The sequence below is a fragment of the Nocardia sp. NPDC004722 genome, assembly GCF_053601505.1.
Map to the genome: position 1 here is coordinate 1 of NZ_JBSGBY010000104.1, position 17,688 is coordinate 17,688.

The window sequence follows — 17,688 nt, forward strand, 5'->3', positions numbered from 1 at the left end:
CCCCGCAGCAGCATGTTGTGGCCGGGGATCAGCACGGTATCGGCGAGGTACCAGGTACCGGTCGCCTCGTCGCCGTCCACGTCGATTTCCGGATGGTCGCAACGGTGTTCGGTGATGACATGCGGTCCCAGCGTATTGCGCATGAAGGCCAGGAAGGCGTCGCGCGATTCGAACTGGAGGTACTCGCTGTAGGTGGCGGTGGCCTCCGGAATCATGGTGTCGGCGAACTCGTCCCACGTCTTCGTGTCCAGCGCACGCAGGTAGCGGAACTTCAGCCGGCTGATCGCCGCGACCGCATCGGGATCCATACCGTCCACAATCCCATCAGGTGTAGGAAACCTTCAGGGATCGGCACGGATTTGTACCGGATCGCTATCAGCCGGATACCGAGTCAGCCGTTGATGCTGAAGCAGGTGGTGCAGAAGTCCTCGCCGAACTCTGTCAGGCGCAGGCTCTTTCGCACGATTTTGGGCACTCGACCGGCCTTTTTGAGCGCCTGCTCGACCACCGGCTGCACCTCGAGCACCATGTAGCGCGACAGCACCACCGGATCCTCGGACGTCATGGTGAGACCCAGGCGGTTGAGGTTGATCAGGTAGTGCCGGGCGCGATCCGGGTAGCGGACGCCGGACTGCTCGGGCACCGAGGTCAGATCGCCCGCAACCAGTTCGGAGCCGATGCCCAGCGGCCGGTTGGTGCGCACGTCGACCGCGGGCTGCGGGCCCTGCAACGCCATGAAGCGCAGGATGCGGGCCTCGTCGGGAGCGAGCTGATCGAGGATGCGGTCGTAGGCCGGATGCACGTCCTCGGTGAAGTAGACGTCGGCCGAGCGGGCCAGCAGCGCGTCGCCGCGGCGGCGCAGTTCGTCGGTGGTGGCCGAGCGCATCAGCGCGCCATTGGTGATGGCCTGCTGCGCCGCGCCCATGGGAGTCGGTACGTAGCTGACGATCTCGCGCACCGAACCCTCGGTGACGCCGAGCGCGCTACGGGCGATCGAGCGCAGCGCGGCCCCCGTGCGCTCCGCGATATCGGCCGAGGATTCGCCGTCCAGGGCGGCCTGGGTCAACTGCTTGGTGATCTCGAAGCTGGTGCCGACCGCCCACTCGGTGCCGCGCACCGCGGTGCCGACCGCCAGCCCGGCGGCCCGGAACGCGCCCCGGATCAGCCGCGCCTCATTGCTGATCTGCCGCTGCTCCACGTCCGAACTGCGTTCCACGGCACGAGGTCCCGGACGGGCCACGTCCTGCCCCGGGATCCTGTCTTCCGCCACGTCCATCTCCGAATATCGCCAGGTGAACACAATCGTCCACAGATTATTGCCCCCGACGGACCTTCGGGCACGTCGAACCCGACAGCCAGTCGAAGGCTACCCCAGTTCACGCTCGCCATAACGACGCGCATGACCCCCAACACCCCAAGCACAAGGCACGATATGGATGTGGCCCCCGCCATTCTCGTGGTCCCATCGAGAGGAAGGAACATCCTGCCCGGACACTGTGATGCAGATCTCCGACTCAGACACTCCGCCGCTGGACTCGCTTCCTTAATAGCCAGTAAGGTCCGAATCGCCGATGGGGTAGTCAACGCCGACGGCGGTGCGTTGCGGGTCGGCAGGAGGGTGTCGTGCTAGAGAGTGTCTTTGGGGTACATCCGACCATCCTCATGGAATTGATCACCATCCCGTTGTTCACGGGCGTGATCGGCTACATCACCAACTGGACCGGCGTGCTCATGCTGTTCAAACCGATCCGGTTCCACGGCTTCCGGCTGCCCGGTCTGGCGGCGGTTTTTCCGTTCCTGCCCAAGCGGATTCAGGTGCTGCCGCTGCTGCAGTACGACGGGCGTATCGGCTGGCAGGGGATCGTGCCGTCACGCGCGGACAAGATGGCCAGCATCGCGGTGGACAAGGGGTTGGCGAAACTCGGCAGCGTCGCGGATTTCTATCGGGAACTCGAGCCCGACAAGCTGGCCGAACATTTTGTTGAAATTGCGGATCTCCAGATTCGCGACATAGTCGAGGACATCCTCAAACGCGAGCATCCGCAGCTCTGGTACAACCTCCCGACGGGGGTCCGGGAGATGATCCACAACCGGGTGAAGGAACAACTGCCCGATATTCTGCGCGAACTCACCGCTGAACTCGGCAAGAACATCGATCAACTTCTCGACGTGAAGTCGATGACCATCCGGTACTTCCAGGCCCGTCCGCAGATGCTGAACTCGGTGTTCCAGGTGCTGGGCGCCAAGGAACTGCGGTTCATGCAGAACTTCGGCTTCTACTTCGGTGCGCCCATGGGTCTGGTACTGGTAGCCATCCTGCATTTCACCGGCTGGTCGTCGCTGGTGGTGCTGCCGGTCGGCGGGGTGATCATCGGCTGGGTGGTCAACTGGATCGGCATCAATCTGATCTTCGAACCGGCGTACCCGAAGTGGTGGTGCCCGTGGCGGCAGGGCCTGCTGATCAAGCGCCAGGACGAGATCACCGAGGGGTATGCGGCGCTGGTGGCCAGCGAGATCATGACGGTGGCCAATATCGGCGACGAGCTGCTCAACGGGCCGCGCGCCGACCGCACCATGCAGATGCTGCAGGACACCCTCAAGCCCGCGGCGGATCGCGCGCTGGGTCCGGCCAAGTCGGTGGTCAAGTTCGCGCTCGGCAGCCGCGAGTACGACTCGCTGCAGGACTCGTTCACCTCCGAGGCGATGACCATCGCGCCCATCGCCTTCGCCGACCCGGCGTTCAACGTGCAGCAGGGGCGGCAGGTGCAGGAGTACATCGCCAAACAAATGTCGGCGCTGTCCCCGCCGGAGTTCGTGGACATGTTGCGATCGGCCATCAAACAAGACGAATGGCTTTTGTTCGTCCATGGCGGCGCGCTGGGGCTCTTCGCCGGTTACGCTCACCTCCTGATCTTCGGAACAGGAGTGGCGAGCACATGGCTATAACCGAATCCGGCGGCGGCGATGACGATCTCGACGAGGTCGGCACGGAAATCGCTGTTCGCGAGCAGGCGTCCATCGCTGTTCGCGAGCAAGTGTCACTGCCGGTACCGGTGTCCCCCAACGAGAAACAGGCGTCGGCCGGTCCGGTGCGCGCCACCGCGGGCGTGGTCGCGGTGGCGGTGTCCGCCGCGGTCGAGGCCAGCTTCTGGAGTCTGCACACGGCGCTCGGCGTGACCTCGGTGGTGGTGCGCGGCAGCATGGCCGGGCAGCCGCCGCGCGCGATCCTCTCCGAAGCCGGTGCGCAGGTACGGCATTCGGTGCGCCAGGCGCTGGGCGTGAGCACGCCCGAGAGCGCGGAGGCCGCCCCGGAGCTCAGCGCCACCAGCGTATTACGCGCCCGCGGGGCCGAATTGCTACGCCGCTCCGCGGATTTCCACACCGAGGACGACAACCACCACCACACCGCCTACGCCCGCATCCTGGGCGAACTCGCCCCCGACGAGGCCCGCATCGTGCGCCACCTCTACCTGGACGGACCGCAGCCCGCCGTCGAGGTCCGCACCGGAAGAACGTCGTACCGAGCCACTTTCAACATGCTCGGCGAGGACGCCGCCCTGCGGTACCCGAACCGCATCGACGAGTACCTCACGAACCTCGACCGGCTGGGCCTCATTCACGTCACGCGAGAGGCCCTCGGCAACCCCAACCGCTACCAGTTGCTGGAAGCGCTCCCCGAAGTTCGCCGCCTCCTCAAGCGAGCCAGCTTCGGCACCAAGGTCCTCTACCGCACCATCGAACTGAGCTCCTTCGGTGCGGGATTCGTCCGCACCTGCCTCCCCGTCCCCTCCCTGGACGCCCAAGCCCAGCACGGGTAGCCCCTCCCGCCTGTCGACATCAAGATGCGCGGTTAGGCGCCGTCGGCCAGTTCGAGCCAGCGCTCTTCTGTGGCTTCCTTTTCGGCTTGGACTTGCTTGAGTTCTGTGCCCAGGGAGACGAGCTTGTCGGGGTTGGTTGCGGCTTCGGCGAGGGCCGTGTGGAGTTTGGCTTCGCGGTCGGTGAGCTTCTCCAGGGCGCGTTCCAGCTTCGCGAGTTCCTTGCGGGCGGCGCGGTAGGCGGCCGAATCCGTGGCGGGGGCAGTGGAATTCGCGGTGGTGGGGGTGGCCTTCGCAGGGGGTGCGACCAGAGCGGCGCGTTTGCGCAGGTACTCCTCGATGCCGCCGGGGAGGTTGGTGAGTTTGCGGTCGCCGAACAGTGCCCAGGTGGTGTCGCAGATGCGCTCGATCAAATAGCGGTCGTGGGAGATGACGACCATGGTGCCTGCCCAGCCGTCGAGCATGTCCTCGAGGCCCTGCAGGGTGTCGATGTCGAGGTCGTTGGTGGGCTCGTCGAGGAGCAGGACGTTGGGCTCGGACATGAGGATTCGGGTCAGTTGCAGGCGGCGGCGCTCGCCGCCGGAGAGGTCGCCGACGGGGGTGCGCTGCTTGGCGGGGGTGAAGCCGAGGCGTTCGGCGAGCTGACCGGCGGAGATCTCCTTGTCGCCGAGCATCATTCGCTGGGCTACGTCCTGGACCGCTTCCAGTACGCGCATGTTCAGCGGCAGGTCGTCGAGTTCCTGGCGCAGCCAGCCGATCTTGACGGTCTGGCCCTGGATCCGCTTGCCGGACTTCAGTTCCGCGTCACCGGCGAGGGCGCGCAGCAACGTGGTCTTGCCGGAGCCGTTCACGCCGACCAGGCCGACGCGCTCACCCGGCGCGAGCCGCCAGGTCAGATCGCTCACCAGTTCCCGGCCGTCCGGGGTGGCGAGGGTGGCGTTCTCGAGTTCGATCACGACGCGCCCCAGCCGCTTTCGCGCGAAGGAGGCCAACTCGACGGTGTCGCGCGGGGCGGGCACATTGGCGATCAGCGCCTCGGCCGCCTCGATGCGGTACTTCGGCTTCGAGGTGCGCGCGGGCGCGCCGCGTCGCAGCCAGGCCAGTTCCTTGCGGGCGAGGTTCTGGCGGCGGGCTTCCATGGCGTCGGCCTGCCGGGAGCGCTCGGCGCGGGCGAAGATCCAGTCGTTGTAGCCGCCCTCGTAGCTTTCCACCTTGCCGCCCTGCACCTCCCAGGTGCGGGTGGCGATGGTGTCGAGGAACCAGCGGTCGTGGGTGACGACCACCAGCGCGCTGCGCCGGTTCACCAGATGCTCGGCCAGCCACTGCACGCCCTCGACATCGAGGTGGTTGGTGGGCTCGTCGAGCACGAGCAGGTCCAGGTCGCGGACCAGGGCGGCGGCCAGCGCGGTGCGGCGGCGCTCACCGCCGGAGAGGTTGGCGACGGGGGCGTCCATGCCGAGGTCGGCGATGCCGATGCCCTCGACGACGGTCCGGATGCGCGGGTTGGAGGCCCATTCGTGTTCGGCCACACCGTCGGTGCGCTGATCCTCGGCCAGCCCCGCGAGCACGACCTCGCCGACGGTCGACCCTTCCGGCAGCACGCCGCGCTGGGTGACGACGGCGATGCGCAGATCACCGCGCCGGCTCACGCGACCCGAGTCGGGTTCCTCCAGCCCGGTCAGCACTTCCAGCAGCGTCGTCTTACCGCCACCGTTCAGACCGACGACACCGATCCGCTCGCCCTCCTGCACCCCGAGGGACACATTGTCGAGCAACGGCGCGATGCCGAAGCTCTTGGAGACCGATTCGAGGTTGATCAGGTTGGCCACGGGATCCTCAATGTCGTCGATACTTGCCCCGGGCAAGCCTACCGAGCAGCGAGGAACGCCCTCATATCAGCGCTTGGCATCCTGTTCGGTGATGCGCCGCGCGCCCGGGACCGGGCCGTAGGCGGTGCGCACGCTGCGGCATACCCCCGCGCCCGCGAGTTCGGCGGCCACGGCGACGGCGGCCTCCTCGTTCTCGCACAGGAAGGCACAGGTCGGGCCGGACCCGGAGACGATGCCCGCGAGGGCTCCGGCGGTGACGCCCCCGCGCAGGGTGCGGCGCAGTTCGGGTTTCAGCGACAGCGCGGCGGCCTGCAGGTCGTTGCCCAGCAGCGGGGCGAGCTGTTTGGCGTCGCCCGATGCCAGCGCCTGCAACAGTTCCTCCGGGTTGCCGAGCCGGGGCGGGTCGCCGGCCTCGCGCAGCCGGTCGAGTTCCCGGAAGACGGCCGGGGTGGAGAGCCCGTCCTTGGCCAGCGCCAGCACCCAGTGAAAGGTGTTGCGGGACAACACCGGAAGCAGTTCCTCGCCGCGACCGCGGCCGAGCGCGGTGCCGCCGTGCAGGGAGAAGGGGACGTCACTGCCGAGTTCGGCCGCAATATCGGACAATTCAGTCCGGCCGAGGCCGAGTTCCCACAGGTCGTTGAGGCCGATCAGGGCCGCCGCGGCGTCCGCGCTGCCGCCGGCCATGCCGCCCGCCACCGGGATGCCCTTGGTGATGGCGAATTCCACCAGTGGCGCGCGTCCGCCCAGGTCGGCCAGCTTCACGGCGGCCTGCCACACCAGATTTCCGCGATCGGTGGGAACTTCGTCGGCGCCCTCACCGACAACCTTCACGCGTAGCGCCCCGGACGGCGCGATCTTGACGTCGTCGCACAGCGACAACGCCTGGAACACGGTGGTGAGGTCGTGGTAGCCGTCCTCGCGCAGGTCGCCGACTCCGAGGTGCAGGTTCACCTTCGCGGGCGCGCGCACGACAACGGGGCTGGGCACAACTGAGAGCACCGGCACAGCCTAGTGCACAGATTTCCCGTTCGAGTACTTGCGCAAGGTACCCATGGGGGGTATGTTTCTGGATGTCGGGGATACCCCCACACCGTATGGATTTACGAGCGAAGGAGACCACCATGGCCACCAGCACCTACACCGTCACCGGCATGACCTGCGGCCACTGCGTCGGTTCGGTGCAGAAGGAGATCGGCAAGATCGACGGTGTCACCAGCGTGGACGTGGATCTCGCCAGCGGCCTGGTCAAGGTCGAATCCGCCGCGCCGCTGGCCGACGCCGACGTGAAGGCCGCCGTCGACGAAGCGGGTTACGAGGTGGCGGTGTGAACGATCGACTGAGGTTCGCCGCCTTCGGTGGCGGACTGGTCGTCTTGTTCGGAGCCGCGCTCGGTATCGGTGCCCTGGTCGGGGACCGATCCGGCGCGGCCCCGGCCGGGAAGGACGACCACAGTGCCCATCAAGCCGCCGAGGCCACCGGCCTGCGGGCCGACCGCGACGGCTACACGCTCAGCGACATCACGGCCCCGGCCACTCCGAATCAGCAAGGCGCACTGCAATTCCGGATCACCGGACCGCAGGGCGCCGTGACGAAGTACAACGATCTGCACGAGCAGGACCTGCACCTGATCGTGGTCCGCACCGATGCGAGCCAGTTCCGGCACGTGCACCCGACGCGGGCCGCCGACGGCACCTGGTCCATCGACTGGAAGTGGGCCGCGCCCGGCAGCTATCGGGTGTTCGCCGACTTCTCTCCCACCGACGGCCCGGGCGAGATCGTGCTCAGCCGCACCATCGCGGTCGCGGGGAATGTGAATCCCACACCACTGCCACCGGTCTCGCGGACCGCCGAGGTCGACGGTTACCGCGTCACCCTCACCGGCGACCTGACCACCGCGGGCAGCGAACTCACCTTCACCGTCACCCGCGACGGCAAACCGGTGACCGATCTGCAGCCCTACCTGGGCGCGTACGCTCACCTGGTGGCACTGCGGGCGACCGATCTGGCCTACCTGCACGTCCACCCCGAGGGCGAGGTCGGCAAAACCGCACCCGGCCCCGACGTCGTCTTCCACGCGCAAGCGCCGAGCGACGGCAACTACCGCCTATATCTGGACTTCGAGCACGGCGGCGCCGTGCACACCGCGGAGTTCACCAGCCGAGCAGCCACCGGCGCGACGGATTCGGACGCGCCCGCCCACCACGAAGGAGGTCATCAATGAGCGCCCCGGCTCCCGAGCGTTCGATCGAACTCGATATCGGTGGGATGACCTGCGCTTCGTGCGCTTCCCGTATCGAGAAGAAGCTCAACCGGATGGACGGTGTGAGCGCCTCGGTCAACTACGCCACCGAGAAGGCGAAGGTCAGCTTTCCCGAATCCGTGACCACCGACGATCTGATCGCCAAGGTGGTCGACACCGGCTACAGCGCCAGCGTGCATCACACCGAACCGGTGAAAACCGAGGCCGCCGAGACCGATTCGGGCCCCTCGGCCGCGGATCGGTTGCGCCACAAGCTCTTGGTGACGCTCGCGCTGGCCGTGCCCGTGGTCGCCATGGGCATGGCTCCGGCCTTGCAGTTCACCAACTGGCAGTGGCTGTCGCTGACCTTGACCGCGCCCATCGTGTTCTGGAGCGGCTCGCAGTTCCACCGCGCGGCGTGGGTGAACGCCAAACACGGTGCGGCGACGATGGATACGTTGATCTCGCTGGGCACGCTGGCCGCCTTCGGCTGGTCGGTGTACGCGCTGTTCTGGGGTAGTGCCGGGATGCCCGGCATGAAGCACCCGTTCAGCCTGGCCATCGAGCGGGGTGATTCGTCCTCGGCGCTGTACTTCGAGGTCGCGGCCACCCTGGTCACGGCGATTCTGGCGGGCCGCTACTTCGAGGTGCGGTCCAAGGAGAAGGCGGGATCCGCGCTGCGGGCCCTGCTGGAACTCGGCGCCAAGGATGTGGCGGTGCTGCGCGACGGCGTCGAGACCCGCATCCCCATCGGCGAATTGCGGGTCGGCGAGGAATTCCTGGTCCGGCCCGGCGAGAAGGTCGCCACCGACGGTGTTGTGGTGCACGGTAATTCGGCGCTCGACATGAGCATGCTGACCGGTGAATCGGTGCCGGTCGAGGCGGGACCCGGCGACCAGGTGGTGGGCGCGACCGTGAACGCGGGCGGCCTGCTGACCGTGCGCGCCACCCGGGTCGGCGCGGACACCCAGCTGGCCCAGATGGCCGCGCTGGTGGAGGACGCGCAGAACGGCAAGGCCCCCGTGCAGCGGCTGGCCGACCGGGTGGCGGGCGTGTTCGTGCCGATCGTCATCGCGATCGCGGTGGCGGCGCTGGGCTTCTGGCTCGGTACCGGCGCGGCCGTCTCGACCGCGTTCGGTGCGGCGGTGGCGGTGCTGATCATCGCCTGCCCGTGCGCGCTCGGATTGGCCACTCCCACCGCGCTCTTGGTGGGCACCGGTCGCGGTGCGCAGCTGGGCATTCTGATCAAGGGCCCGCAGGTGCTGGAGTCGACCCGCCGCATCGACACGGTCGTGCTGGACAAGACCGGCACCGTCACCACCGGCAGAATGACACTGGCGGAAGCGATTCCGGAGAGCGGCGTGGAGGTCGACGAGTTGCTGTCGGTCGCCGCCGCCGTCGAGCACGGCTCCGAGCATCCGGTCGCCAAGGCCGTGGTGGCAGGGGTGGCCGAGCGCGGACTCGACACCGAGAAGGTGGAGCAGTTCGTCAGCCACGGCGGCAAGGGCGTGCAGGGTCTGGTCGGCGAGCGCGCCGTGGTCATCGGGCGCACCGAGCTGCTGCAGGATTGGTCCATCGCGCTGCCGGAAGCCTTGGCGGACGCCAAGACTCGGGCAGAGAAGGCGGGCAATACGGCCGTCGTGGTGGCGTGGGACGGTAAGGCGCGCGGCGTGCTGGTCATCGCCGACGCCGTCAAACCCACCAGCGCCCAGGCGATCTCGGAGATGAAGGCGCTGGGGCTCACCCCGGTGCTGCTGACCGGCGACAATGCGGCGACCGCCCGTACCGTCGCGGATCAGGTCGGGATCACCGAGGTGATCGCCGAGGTGCTGCCCAGCGACAAGCTCGACGTGGTCAAGCGGTTGCAGGGCGAGGGCAAGGTGGTCGCCATGGTCGGCGACGGCGTCAACGACGCGGCGGCGCTGGCCCAGGCCGATCTCGGGCTCGCCATGGGCACCGGGACCGACGTGGCCATCCAGGCCGCCGATCTGACCCTGGTGCGTGACGATCTGCGCGCGGTGCCGACCTCGATCAAGCTGTCGCGGGCCACGCTGCGGACCATCAAGGGAAATCTGTTCTGGGCCTTCGGGTACAACGTGGCTGCGATTCCGCTGGCCGCCGCGGGGCTGTTGAATCCCATGCTGGCGGGCGCCGCCATGGCGTTGTCGAGTGTGTTCGTGGTCAGCAACAGCTTGCGGCTGCGCCGCTTCCAGGGGTGAGCGGACCCGATGTCGTAGCCCGATCCGATTATCGGATCGGGCTACGATGGCGTTCGGATTCAGGAACGCTCGTAGATCACAACTAGAGACGGTCAGGAGTTCGCCATGGGTTATGTCGTCGACTTCAAGGATGTCTCGACGGTCGGGCTGGAATCGTCGCCGGTCGCGGACGCGCTCGCCGGATTGCGGGCCAACGAGGCCAGGTACTTCAAGAACAAGTACGACCACACCTTCACGGTGGAGCCCGCGAGCAAGGCCAAGGCCGCCGTTGACTGGGTGACGAAGATCCTCGCGGACGAGCGGTCCATCGTGATCGCGTCCCCGGCGCTCGAGGCGACGGAATTCGAGGTCGAGGGCATTCGGATGGCGTACGTCTTCTACCGGAGCGGCCTGTCGATCAACGTGATGTACACCCTCGCGGACGCCGGAAAACGAGCGGTCGGCTTCAAGCTCTCCGACGGCATGGAAGTGCCCGAGGAGCTGTCGAATTTCAAGTTCGCGCGCCAGAAGTCGAAGCTGGCCGGAACGATTCGCGGTTCCTACTTCGTCATCAAGGGCGAGTACTGAGTCGTGACGGGCGGGTACTGCGCTATCGCCGCATCGTGTTGAATGTCGGGTGACAACCGCCGTCCCCCGCGAGGAGTCCCGTTGACCACCATCGCCGAATACCTGGCCGCCGCCGGAGTCCAAGCCGCCCCGGTCGATCCCGAGGCACCCGGCGCGCCGAAGGTCACCGTCGGCGTCCCCGAAGGCTGGCAGCAGGTCCCCGCGGGCATGTTCCCCGGCTCCTACGGTGTCTGGACCCAGCCTCCCGTCGACGGCTGGGCCGACAACGCGGTCCTCCTGGTCGCCACCTTCACCCCCGCCGTCGACCCCCGCGAACTCCTCACCCACGCCTTCACCGACGCCCGCCAACTCCCCGGCTGGCAAGACCTCGACAACGACACCGAGGACTTCGACGGCTACCCGTCGGCCGGCATCACCGGCACCTACACCGTCGAACACCTCACCCTCTGGGCGTACAACCGCTACATCATCGTCAACACCGAAGCCGCCCAGTACCTGGTCCAGCTCACCATCACCACCCGCACCGACGCCGACGGCACCGCCCCCACCACCATCCTCGAGGGCCTCTCCATCTCCGCCTGACGCGCTACCGCACCCAACCCACGAAGCGGTCCCACTGCTCACCGGAAAACACGAGCGCGGGACCGCCGGGATCCTTCGAATCCCGCACGCCGACCCCGCCGGGTAGGAACGCGACTTCGACACACTCTTGGCCCCCGCCGGAGTAGCTGGACTTGAACCAATTCGCCACAGTCAGTTCATTGTTCACTGTCGAATCTCCTTGCGGTTTCTCGCAGCAACGTCCGGCTGGTCTCCGGATCGAGCGCGGCGCTCGTGAGGGCCTGATGCGCCCCACGGTACCTATCGACATCGCCCTGCTCCTCGAAATACATCCCGCCGGTGTAGTTCTCGGCGAATACGATCGTCGGCTCGGCGGTTCCCCTCGCGTCGGGCGCGAAATCGAGGATGACGAATGGGGACATGCCGACACCGAGCGGGAGCCCGGAGCGGAAAGGCAACACACGAATGGCGATATTGTCGGCGTTGCCCAGGTCGGCCAGCCGCCGCAACTGAGCCGTCATGATCTTCGGCGAACCGACGACCGTGCGAATCACGGACTCGTGCAGTACGACGTCGGCACGAGCGGGGTTGCGCGTGCGTTGCAGAATCGCCTGCCGACGGGTCCGCAGTTCGATGCGGCGATCGCTCTCCGCCGGGCTGTCGTCCGGGAAGTACGCGGTGTCCAAAGCCCGTGCGTACGCGGCGGTTTGGAGTAGTCCCGGCACCACCAGAGGCTGGTAGAAGAACAGACGCGCAGCCCCGGCCTCCAACCCGAGATAGACGTTGAAACCGGCCGCGATCAAATCCGCGAACGGATACCACCACGATCGTGTGCTGGCCTGGGCGGCAAGCGCTTTCAACGCCCCGGTCTGCTCATCGGAGAGCCCGTAGAGACGGCAGAGGTCAAGCACCTCACGGCTACGAACCCGCTCGGCTTGCCCCTTCTCCATCCGCCCGAGTGTCGATTTTCCCCACTCCATGTGCTTCGCAGCCTGCTCGAGCGTGAGTCCCAGACCTTCACGTGCTTCCCGAAGCGCGCGGCCGAGCTGCCGCCTCGGCAATGTCGATCCAACACCGTTGTCGTCGGGCACGGCCTACCCTCCCTTGGTCCGCCACGGCCCCGAGTTTTTCCCATCCTGGGAAATACGTTAGGTCCGGAGCGGGACGGGAGCTGGGGATTCGCAGGGATTTTCCGGGTTCCACCCGACACGCCACGACGAACCGCCGTCACCGCAACCCTGGCGTCATCACCGATCAGGAGGCGACGCCATGAGATTCAGTCCCCGAACAGCGCACAGGCCGCAGCCGAGGTGGTCGTAATGCCTTGGGATACCTGTGCGCTGCTGTTGATCACTTTCCTCTGTGTTGGCGTGATCCTCTGGTCCTGGTGGGGATTCCACAGCGAGTCGAGGCCGACCAACCCCAACTACCTACGGCTGTCCGTCATCGGCGGTGGATACCTCGAGGTCCCCCGTCAGGGTGGATTCCCTCCCGGGCGGCACCGCCGGAGTCACCAATCACACACGCACACAAGCAATCCGCGCCGGAGCGCACGAGTGTCGGGTGTCCGGCCACCGCCGAGCCGGCGCATCTGAACGCATCCAATATGTAAGGAGCACCGAGCATGATCCCCGCCGAAGTGGCGGTACTGGATGCGCTCACACCCGACCGCGTCCTCACGCCTACCCAAATCCAGCAGGTCTCGGCGCTGACCGGCTGGCGCACCCGGAATGCGCTGGTCCACCTGCGATCTCGCGGGCTGGTCACCCCGAGTCACCTCCCCGGACGCTGGCGAATCACCCATCGCGGCCGCCTCGCACTGGCGGTCAAGGCGTCCCGCTTTCGCTGACTTCCCGTTCAAGATCAAGGTGTACTCAGTGCGGGAATTTGTCTGTATCGCCGCGCTGAGTACACACATCTCCTCCGGGAACCGAAATACCACGAGTGGCGAGGGCTTCCCGAAGGCGAGCGAGGATGCGCCCGGGCTGACTGCGAAGATGCCCCGCAGTGACGCGAATAATCAGCCACCCAACGGCTTCCAACGCGGCAAGCCGATCGATATCCCGCGCACGCTGTCGCGGATCGGTCCAATGCTGCGCACCGTCGTATTCGATGCCGATAAGCCAATCACCCCACCCCATATCGACCCGGGCAACGAACTTCCCCCGCTCGTCATACACATTGATCTGGGTTTGCGGCGTCGGGAATCCGTTGTCGATCAGGAACAGTCGAGTTCTCGACTCCTGGGGAGACTCCGCACCCGGGTCCACAAGCGCGAGAATTGCGCGTACCCGCGCCACGCCCCGGCCTCGTTCAAGACCGGCCACGAAATCGATGACCTGTTCAGGTCGGATCCCAGTGGTAGCGCAATGCGAATCCAGCAGTGGCACAGCCACATCCCGCTCGTATCGGAGCGCGATGTCATACGCGGTCCGGATCGGCGTAGTCACCCGAAACCCATCGACCTCACACCATTCACCCTCGGCAATCCGATACCGCACCACCCGTACTCCACGCGGCGCATACCGAGCGCTCTCCAACGCAATCTCAGCCGGAAACCCTTCATCCACATAAGGACTCCCGAACATCGCCACCGCGGATACCCCAACCAACACCCCACGCATCTTGGCCCAGCACCCCACCGCCAGCGCCTTCCCCCGCGCCCCACCCCGATACCCCCGAGGCACATACACATCCGGCAACACCCTTATAAACCCACCACCCCTCAACCCCCACGTAGTCACCAGCCCCGCCGCCACCGCCCACGACCCCACAAAGGGGCCCTCAATTTCCCCCATACCCGCAATCCTCCCCCACCCCACCGACACTCCCGCCCCCATCAAGATCAAGGTGTACTCACTGCGGAAATTTGTCCGGATTACCGCGCTGAGTACACCTTGATCTTGATTAGCGGGTGTCGGTGAGGGTTGGTAGGTTGCGCGGCGAAGGAATGGCTGGACTGGGGAGAACTCGATGAGTGAGCAAAGTTTGCGGGCGATTGGGGAGTTGCTGGCGGGGGTGGGGAGCGGCGGGTTCGCCACTCGGCGGAGTGCTTCGGCGGATGATCTCGTGATCGAAGTCGACGGCGTGGGGGTGCTGAGTTGGCCGGTGTCGGGTGAGCAGGCGCGGGCACTTTGTGCTGTCGCGGATCCCGCTCGGTACGGGTTGCGGGAGCAGACGTTGCTGGATCCGAATGTGCGGGATACGTGGGAGGTGCCGCGCGATCGGGTGGACATCGATCGCGAGCGGTGGGGTCGGACGTTGGGGCCGATGCTCGAGGCGGTGCGGGAGGATCTCAGGTTGCCGACGACGTGTGAGTTGTCGGCGGAATTGCATTCGATGCTGGTGTACGAGGCCGGGCAATTCTTTCTGCCGCATCGGGATTCAGAGAAGGCCGATGGGATGATCGGCACGCTGGTGGTGACCTTGCCGTCGGAGTTCAGCGGTGGTGGGCTGGTGGTCACGCACGACGGGGAGTCGGTCACCGATACGGGGGCGGTCGATGAGCTCGGGTTCGTGGCGTTCTACGCAGACTGCGAGCACGAGGTGCTGCCGGTCACCGAGGGTTATCGAATCTCGTTGACCTACAACTTGATCGCGAAGAACGGCACCGGCGCGGGGGCGGCCGGACCGGTCGCGGAGCTGGCCGAGCAGCTACGGGAGCACTTCGCGACGCCGGTGCCGGTGCCGTCGTGGCGACGCGAGGGCGGTCCGGAAAGCCGTGCGCCACAGCGCCTCATCTATCTGCTGGACCACCAGTACTCGCAGCGCGGGCTGGGCCAGGCCCTGTTGAAGGGCAGTGACGCGGCCCGGGCGGGCACGCTCGTCACGGCGGCGGAGCTTGCGGGCTGCACGACGGCGCTGGCTCTGGCCGAGGTGCGCGAGGCGTACTCCTACGAGCCGTTCGATGACGAAGAATGGATGTGCGGCCGCAGCCGGAAGTGGGAATTCATCGACGGCGCATGGAAACTCGTGCACGAGGACTTCGCGCCGATCGAGGATGAGGAAGAGCCCATCGAAGACGAGTCCGGGGATGCGCTGCCCGCCGACCATCCCGAGGTGATCGACCCGGACGCCTTCGGCGAGCAGTACACCTCACGCGTCACCCTGACCTGGTGGTTCGACGGTCAGGGTGGCACCGGCGGGGCGATCGATTCGATGGTCCACGACGACGAGTTGTGCACCGACGCAACCCGATCGCCGGTACCGCCGTTCGCCGTGGAGACCGAGGGTTACATGGGCAATGACGGCTGCACCGTCGACCGCTGGTATCGACGGGCGGCAATCGTGGTGCTACCCAAGGGGAACTGAGCGTTACATCAGGGCGCCACCGTCGACGCGGAGTTCGGTGCCGGTCATGTAGCGGCCGTCGTCGGAGGCGGCCATGGCGACCACGCCTGCGATGTCTTCGGGCTTGCCGAGTGCGCCGCCTTCGATCCAGCCGGGGAGGCGGGCCATGAGCGACCAGTCGGCGTCGGCGGGGAGCGCGAGGCCGGAGGTGATGCCGGTGCTGATGCCGCCGGGGACGATGTTCACCGCGCGCAGGCCCTTTTTCACGTATTCGAGGGCGATGGAATGGGTGAGCGCGTTGACCCCGGCCTTGGAGGCGGAGTACGCCGCCATGTACGGGTTGGAGCCGAAGGCCGCCGTGGAGGAGAAGTTCACGATGACGCCGTGGCCGGATTCGATGAGGGCGGGCAGGTTGGCCTGGATCATCAGGAAGGTGCCGGTCAGGTTGATGCCGATGACCTGATTCCAGGCTTCCAGGGGCATGTCGTGGGTGTGGGCGGCGCGCAGGATGCCTGCGGCGTTCACGAGAACGTCGAGGCCGCCGAGGAATTCGTGGGCCTCGGCGGTGACCGTGCGGACGGCGTCCGGATCGGCGATGTCGAGCACCAGGGTGCGCAGGTTGTCACGCTGGTCGGCCGGGACGGCGTCGACGGTGGCGGCCAGACCGGCCGGATTCACATCGGCGGCGACCAGTCGCGCGCCTTCCGCGAGCAATCGCAGGGCCACGCCCTGCCCGATGCCCGACCCCGCTCCGGTGACAATGACTCGACGGCCTTCGTATCTGCGCGACATGGCGAGAAATTAGAACAAGTTTCAACACCAGTCAATGGGGTGCGGCCTCGGACCTGGTGTAGCTAATTGCCAGAGTGTTCTCATACTGGACCGTTGTTCAAATAGATAAACTCAGGCCCCGAAGAGAACTGGCGAATGGGTCGGGAAACCCTGATGGAGGATTCATGCGGTTGGTGGCTGGGCGGACGCGGATTTTCACTGCGGCCGTAGCGTCTGCGGGTGCACTGTTGGTTCTGCCGGGCGCTCCCGCCCACGCCGACCCGGCGGGCGCGATCATCGCCACCACCGCCGCGCCCGACGGCTTCCGCGGCCTGTCGAACGGCACCATCATCGACTACTGGACCACGCGCTCCAATGGTGAACCGGTGAAAGCCAGCGGCGCGCTGTTCGTTCCGTCCGGCCCCGCCCCCGCGGGCGGCTGGCCGATCATGGCCTACGACCACGGCACCTCGGGCATGGGACCGGGCTGCGGCGGGCAGACCGACACCTCGAAGCTGAGCCGCCCCAAGGAAGACCAGGTCATCCAGTACTTCGTGAACAAGGGCTTCGCCGTGGTCGCCCCCGACTACCTGGGTCTGGGCCGCTTCGACACCGGACCGCACCCGTACCTGGAGATCAGCACCGAGGCCGGATCGACCGTCGACCTGGTGAAGGCGGCGCGCGCCGCGAATCCGGCGCTGGGCCGCACCTGGGCGGTCACCGGGTTCTCGCAGGGCGGCCAGGCGGCCCTGGGCACCGCGCACTTGCAGGCCAGCGCGCTGCCGGACATGGACTTCCGCGGCACCATCGCCGTCGATCCGGAATCGGATCTGGAGAAGATCACGCCCTTCGTCGGCCCCTGGGTGCCGGAGATCCCGGGCCAGGCGGGCACCGCGGTGAACGGCTTCGTGGTCAGCATGCTGGCGGGGCTGCGCGCCACCCACCCCGAGGTCGACGTCGACAGCTACCTGACCCCGCGCGGCAAGCAGGTCGTGGACGACTCACAGAGCCTGTGCTTCCTCGACATCATGAAGGTGGTCGACGGCATGGGCATCGGCGACATGCTCTCGCGGCCGCTGAACACGCCCGAATTCCAGGCCGCCATGACCCAGTACATGCAGGTCCCGGTCAACGGCTACGACGCGCCGATCCTGTTGCTGCTCAACGCCACCGACACCACCGTGCCGTCGCCGCTGCACGCCGCGCTGGCCGCCCAGTTCGCGGCCAACCAGGTCGATTTCCAGACCGTGGTCGGCACCGGCTCCCACACCCAGCTCAACCCCCAGATGTGGGACGCCATCGGCGCGTTCAGCGATCGGATCCTGGCCACGCCCGCCCACTCGTGACGATGACCATCACGAAGTCATGAGGAGGTCCGGGGGTGAAACCCCCGGACC

General features: G+C 66.8%; 18 protein-coding genes. 10 read left to right on the forward strand and 8 right to left on the reverse strand.

Going from position 1 to position 17,688, the window contains the following annotated elements; genetic code table 11:
* Together ACWELQ_RS13270 and ACWELQ_RS13275 are read right to left on the reverse strand one after the other, a co-directional pair.
* Window positions 1–308, reverse strand: a 308-nt coding sequence (locus tag ACWELQ_RS13270; RefSeq protein WP_452397283.1) for a nuclear transport factor 2 family protein, incomplete at its 3' end; no start/stop codon positions are given.
* 83 nt (window positions 309–391) lie between these two features.
* Complete coding sequence (locus ACWELQ_RS13275; RefSeq protein WP_452397284.1) at window positions 392–1,216, reverse strand: Abi-alpha family protein; 825 nt, start codon at window positions 1,214–1,216, stop codon at window positions 392–394.
* Between the two features lie 407 nt (window positions 1,217–1,623).
* Here ACWELQ_RS13275 and ACWELQ_RS13280 point away from each other — a divergent pair, with 407 nt between their 5' ends.
* Both ACWELQ_RS13280 and ACWELQ_RS13285 read left to right on the forward strand, forming a co-directional pair.
* The gene (locus tag ACWELQ_RS13280) at window positions 1,624–2,946 is read left to right on the forward strand and encodes a hypothetical protein (RefSeq protein WP_452397285.1); all 1,323 of its coding nucleotides are present in this window, start codon (window positions 1,624–1,626) and stop codon (window positions 2,944–2,946) included.
* Entirely contained in the window at window positions 2,937–3,818 is an 882-nt protein-coding gene (locus ACWELQ_RS13285; protein ID WP_452397286.1) for an Abi-alpha family protein, read from the forward strand. Before ACWELQ_RS13280 ends, ACWELQ_RS13285 begins: the two co-directional genes overlap by 10 nt.
* A 32-nt stretch (window positions 3,819–3,850) precedes the next feature.
* Here the strand turns inward: ACWELQ_RS13285 and ACWELQ_RS13290 are convergent, their stop codons facing one another.
* Complete coding sequence (locus ACWELQ_RS13290) at window positions 3,851–5,644, reverse strand: ABC-F family ATP-binding cassette domain-containing protein (protein WP_452397287.1); 1,794 nt, start codon at window positions 5,642–5,644, stop codon at window positions 3,851–3,853.
* A gap of 66 nt (window positions 5,645–5,710) precedes the next feature.
* Complete coding sequence (locus tag ACWELQ_RS13295) at window positions 5,711–6,643, reverse strand: 4-(cytidine 5'-diphospho)-2-C-methyl-D-erythritol kinase (RefSeq protein ID WP_452397288.1); 933 nt, start codon at window positions 6,641–6,643, stop codon at window positions 5,711–5,713.
* A 122-nt stretch (window positions 6,644–6,765) separates the two neighbouring features.
* Here ACWELQ_RS13295 and ACWELQ_RS13300 point away from each other — a divergent pair, with 122 nt between their 5' ends.
* From ACWELQ_RS13300 to ACWELQ_RS13320, 5 genes are all read left to right on the forward strand, one after another.
* Complete coding sequence (locus tag ACWELQ_RS13300) at window positions 6,766–6,972, forward strand: heavy-metal-associated domain-containing protein (RefSeq protein WP_452397289.1); 207 nt, start codon at window positions 6,766–6,768, stop codon at window positions 6,970–6,972.
* A complete protein-coding gene (locus ACWELQ_RS13305) occupies window positions 6,969–7,865 on the forward strand; it encodes a hypothetical protein (protein ID WP_452397290.1) in 897 nt (298 codons plus the stop codon). The genes ACWELQ_RS13300 and ACWELQ_RS13305 overlap by 4 nt, the downstream gene beginning before the upstream one ends.
* Complete coding sequence (locus ACWELQ_RS13310; protein ID WP_452397291.1) at window positions 7,862–10,102, forward strand: heavy metal translocating P-type ATPase; 2,241 nt, start codon at window positions 7,862–7,864, stop codon at window positions 10,100–10,102. Before ACWELQ_RS13305 ends, ACWELQ_RS13310 begins: the two co-directional genes overlap by 4 nt.
* 105 nt (window positions 10,103–10,207) lie before the next feature.
* Window positions 10,208–10,669 (forward strand): phage tail protein, encoded by a 462-nt coding sequence (locus ACWELQ_RS13315; RefSeq protein WP_452397292.1) that lies wholly within the window; start codon window positions 10,208–10,210, stop codon window positions 10,667–10,669.
* An 81-nt stretch (window positions 10,670–10,750) separates the two neighbouring features.
* The gene (locus ACWELQ_RS13320) at window positions 10,751–11,251 is read left to right on the forward strand and encodes an LpqN/LpqT family lipoprotein (RefSeq protein WP_452397293.1); all 501 of its coding nucleotides are present in this window, start codon (window positions 10,751–10,753) and stop codon (window positions 11,249–11,251) included.
* Between the two features lie 4 nt (window positions 11,252–11,255).
* Here the strand turns inward: ACWELQ_RS13320 and ACWELQ_RS13325 are convergent, their stop codons facing one another.
* Both ACWELQ_RS13325 and ACWELQ_RS13330 read right to left on the reverse strand, forming a co-directional pair.
* Window positions 11,256–11,438: a DUF397 domain-containing protein gene (locus ACWELQ_RS13325; protein ID WP_452397294.1), complete on the reverse strand. Its 183-nt coding sequence runs from the start codon at window positions 11,436–11,438 to the stop codon at window positions 11,256–11,258.
* Window positions 11,428–12,321, reverse strand: coding sequence for a helix-turn-helix domain-containing protein (locus tag ACWELQ_RS13330; protein WP_452397295.1), 894 nt, complete (start codon window positions 12,319–12,321; stop codon window positions 11,428–11,430). The genes ACWELQ_RS13325 and ACWELQ_RS13330 overlap by 11 nt, the downstream gene beginning before the upstream one ends.
* Window positions 12,322–12,854: 533 nt before the next feature.
* On the opposite strand from ACWELQ_RS13330, the gene ACWELQ_RS13335 reads away from it, so the two are divergent.
* Window positions 12,855–13,079, forward strand: a complete 225-nt coding sequence (locus tag ACWELQ_RS13335; RefSeq protein ID WP_452397296.1) for a hypothetical protein — start codon at window positions 12,855–12,857, stop codon at window positions 13,077–13,079.
* Between the two features lie 25 nt (window positions 13,080–13,104).
* Here ACWELQ_RS13335 and ACWELQ_RS13340 read toward each other — a convergent pair whose 3' ends face one another.
* Complete coding sequence (locus tag ACWELQ_RS13340; protein WP_452397300.1) at window positions 13,105–13,818, reverse strand: endonuclease domain-containing protein; 714 nt, start codon at window positions 13,816–13,818, stop codon at window positions 13,105–13,107.
* 385 nt (window positions 13,819–14,203) lie between these two features.
* Here ACWELQ_RS13340 and ACWELQ_RS13345 point away from each other — a divergent pair, with 385 nt between their 5' ends.
* Window positions 14,204–15,541 carry a 2OG-Fe(II) oxygenase gene (locus ACWELQ_RS13345; protein WP_452397297.1) on the forward strand — a complete coding sequence of 446 codons (1,338 nt, stop codon included), beginning with the start codon at window positions 14,204–14,206 and terminating at the stop codon, window positions 15,539–15,541.
* Between the two features lie 3 nt (window positions 15,542–15,544).
* Here the strand turns inward: ACWELQ_RS13345 and ACWELQ_RS13350 are convergent, their stop codons facing one another.
* Window positions 15,545–16,312: an SDR family NAD(P)-dependent oxidoreductase gene (locus tag ACWELQ_RS13350; RefSeq protein WP_452397298.1), complete on the reverse strand. Its 768-nt coding sequence runs from the start codon at window positions 16,310–16,312 to the stop codon at window positions 15,545–15,547.
* Window positions 16,313–16,476: 164 nt separating this feature from the next.
* On the opposite strand from ACWELQ_RS13350, the gene ACWELQ_RS13355 reads away from it, so the two are divergent.
* Window positions 16,477–17,637 (forward strand): lipase family protein, encoded by a 1,161-nt coding sequence (locus ACWELQ_RS13355; protein ID WP_452397299.1) that lies wholly within the window; start codon window positions 16,477–16,479, stop codon window positions 17,635–17,637.
* The last annotated feature ends 51 nt before the right edge of the window (window positions 17,638–17,688 follow it).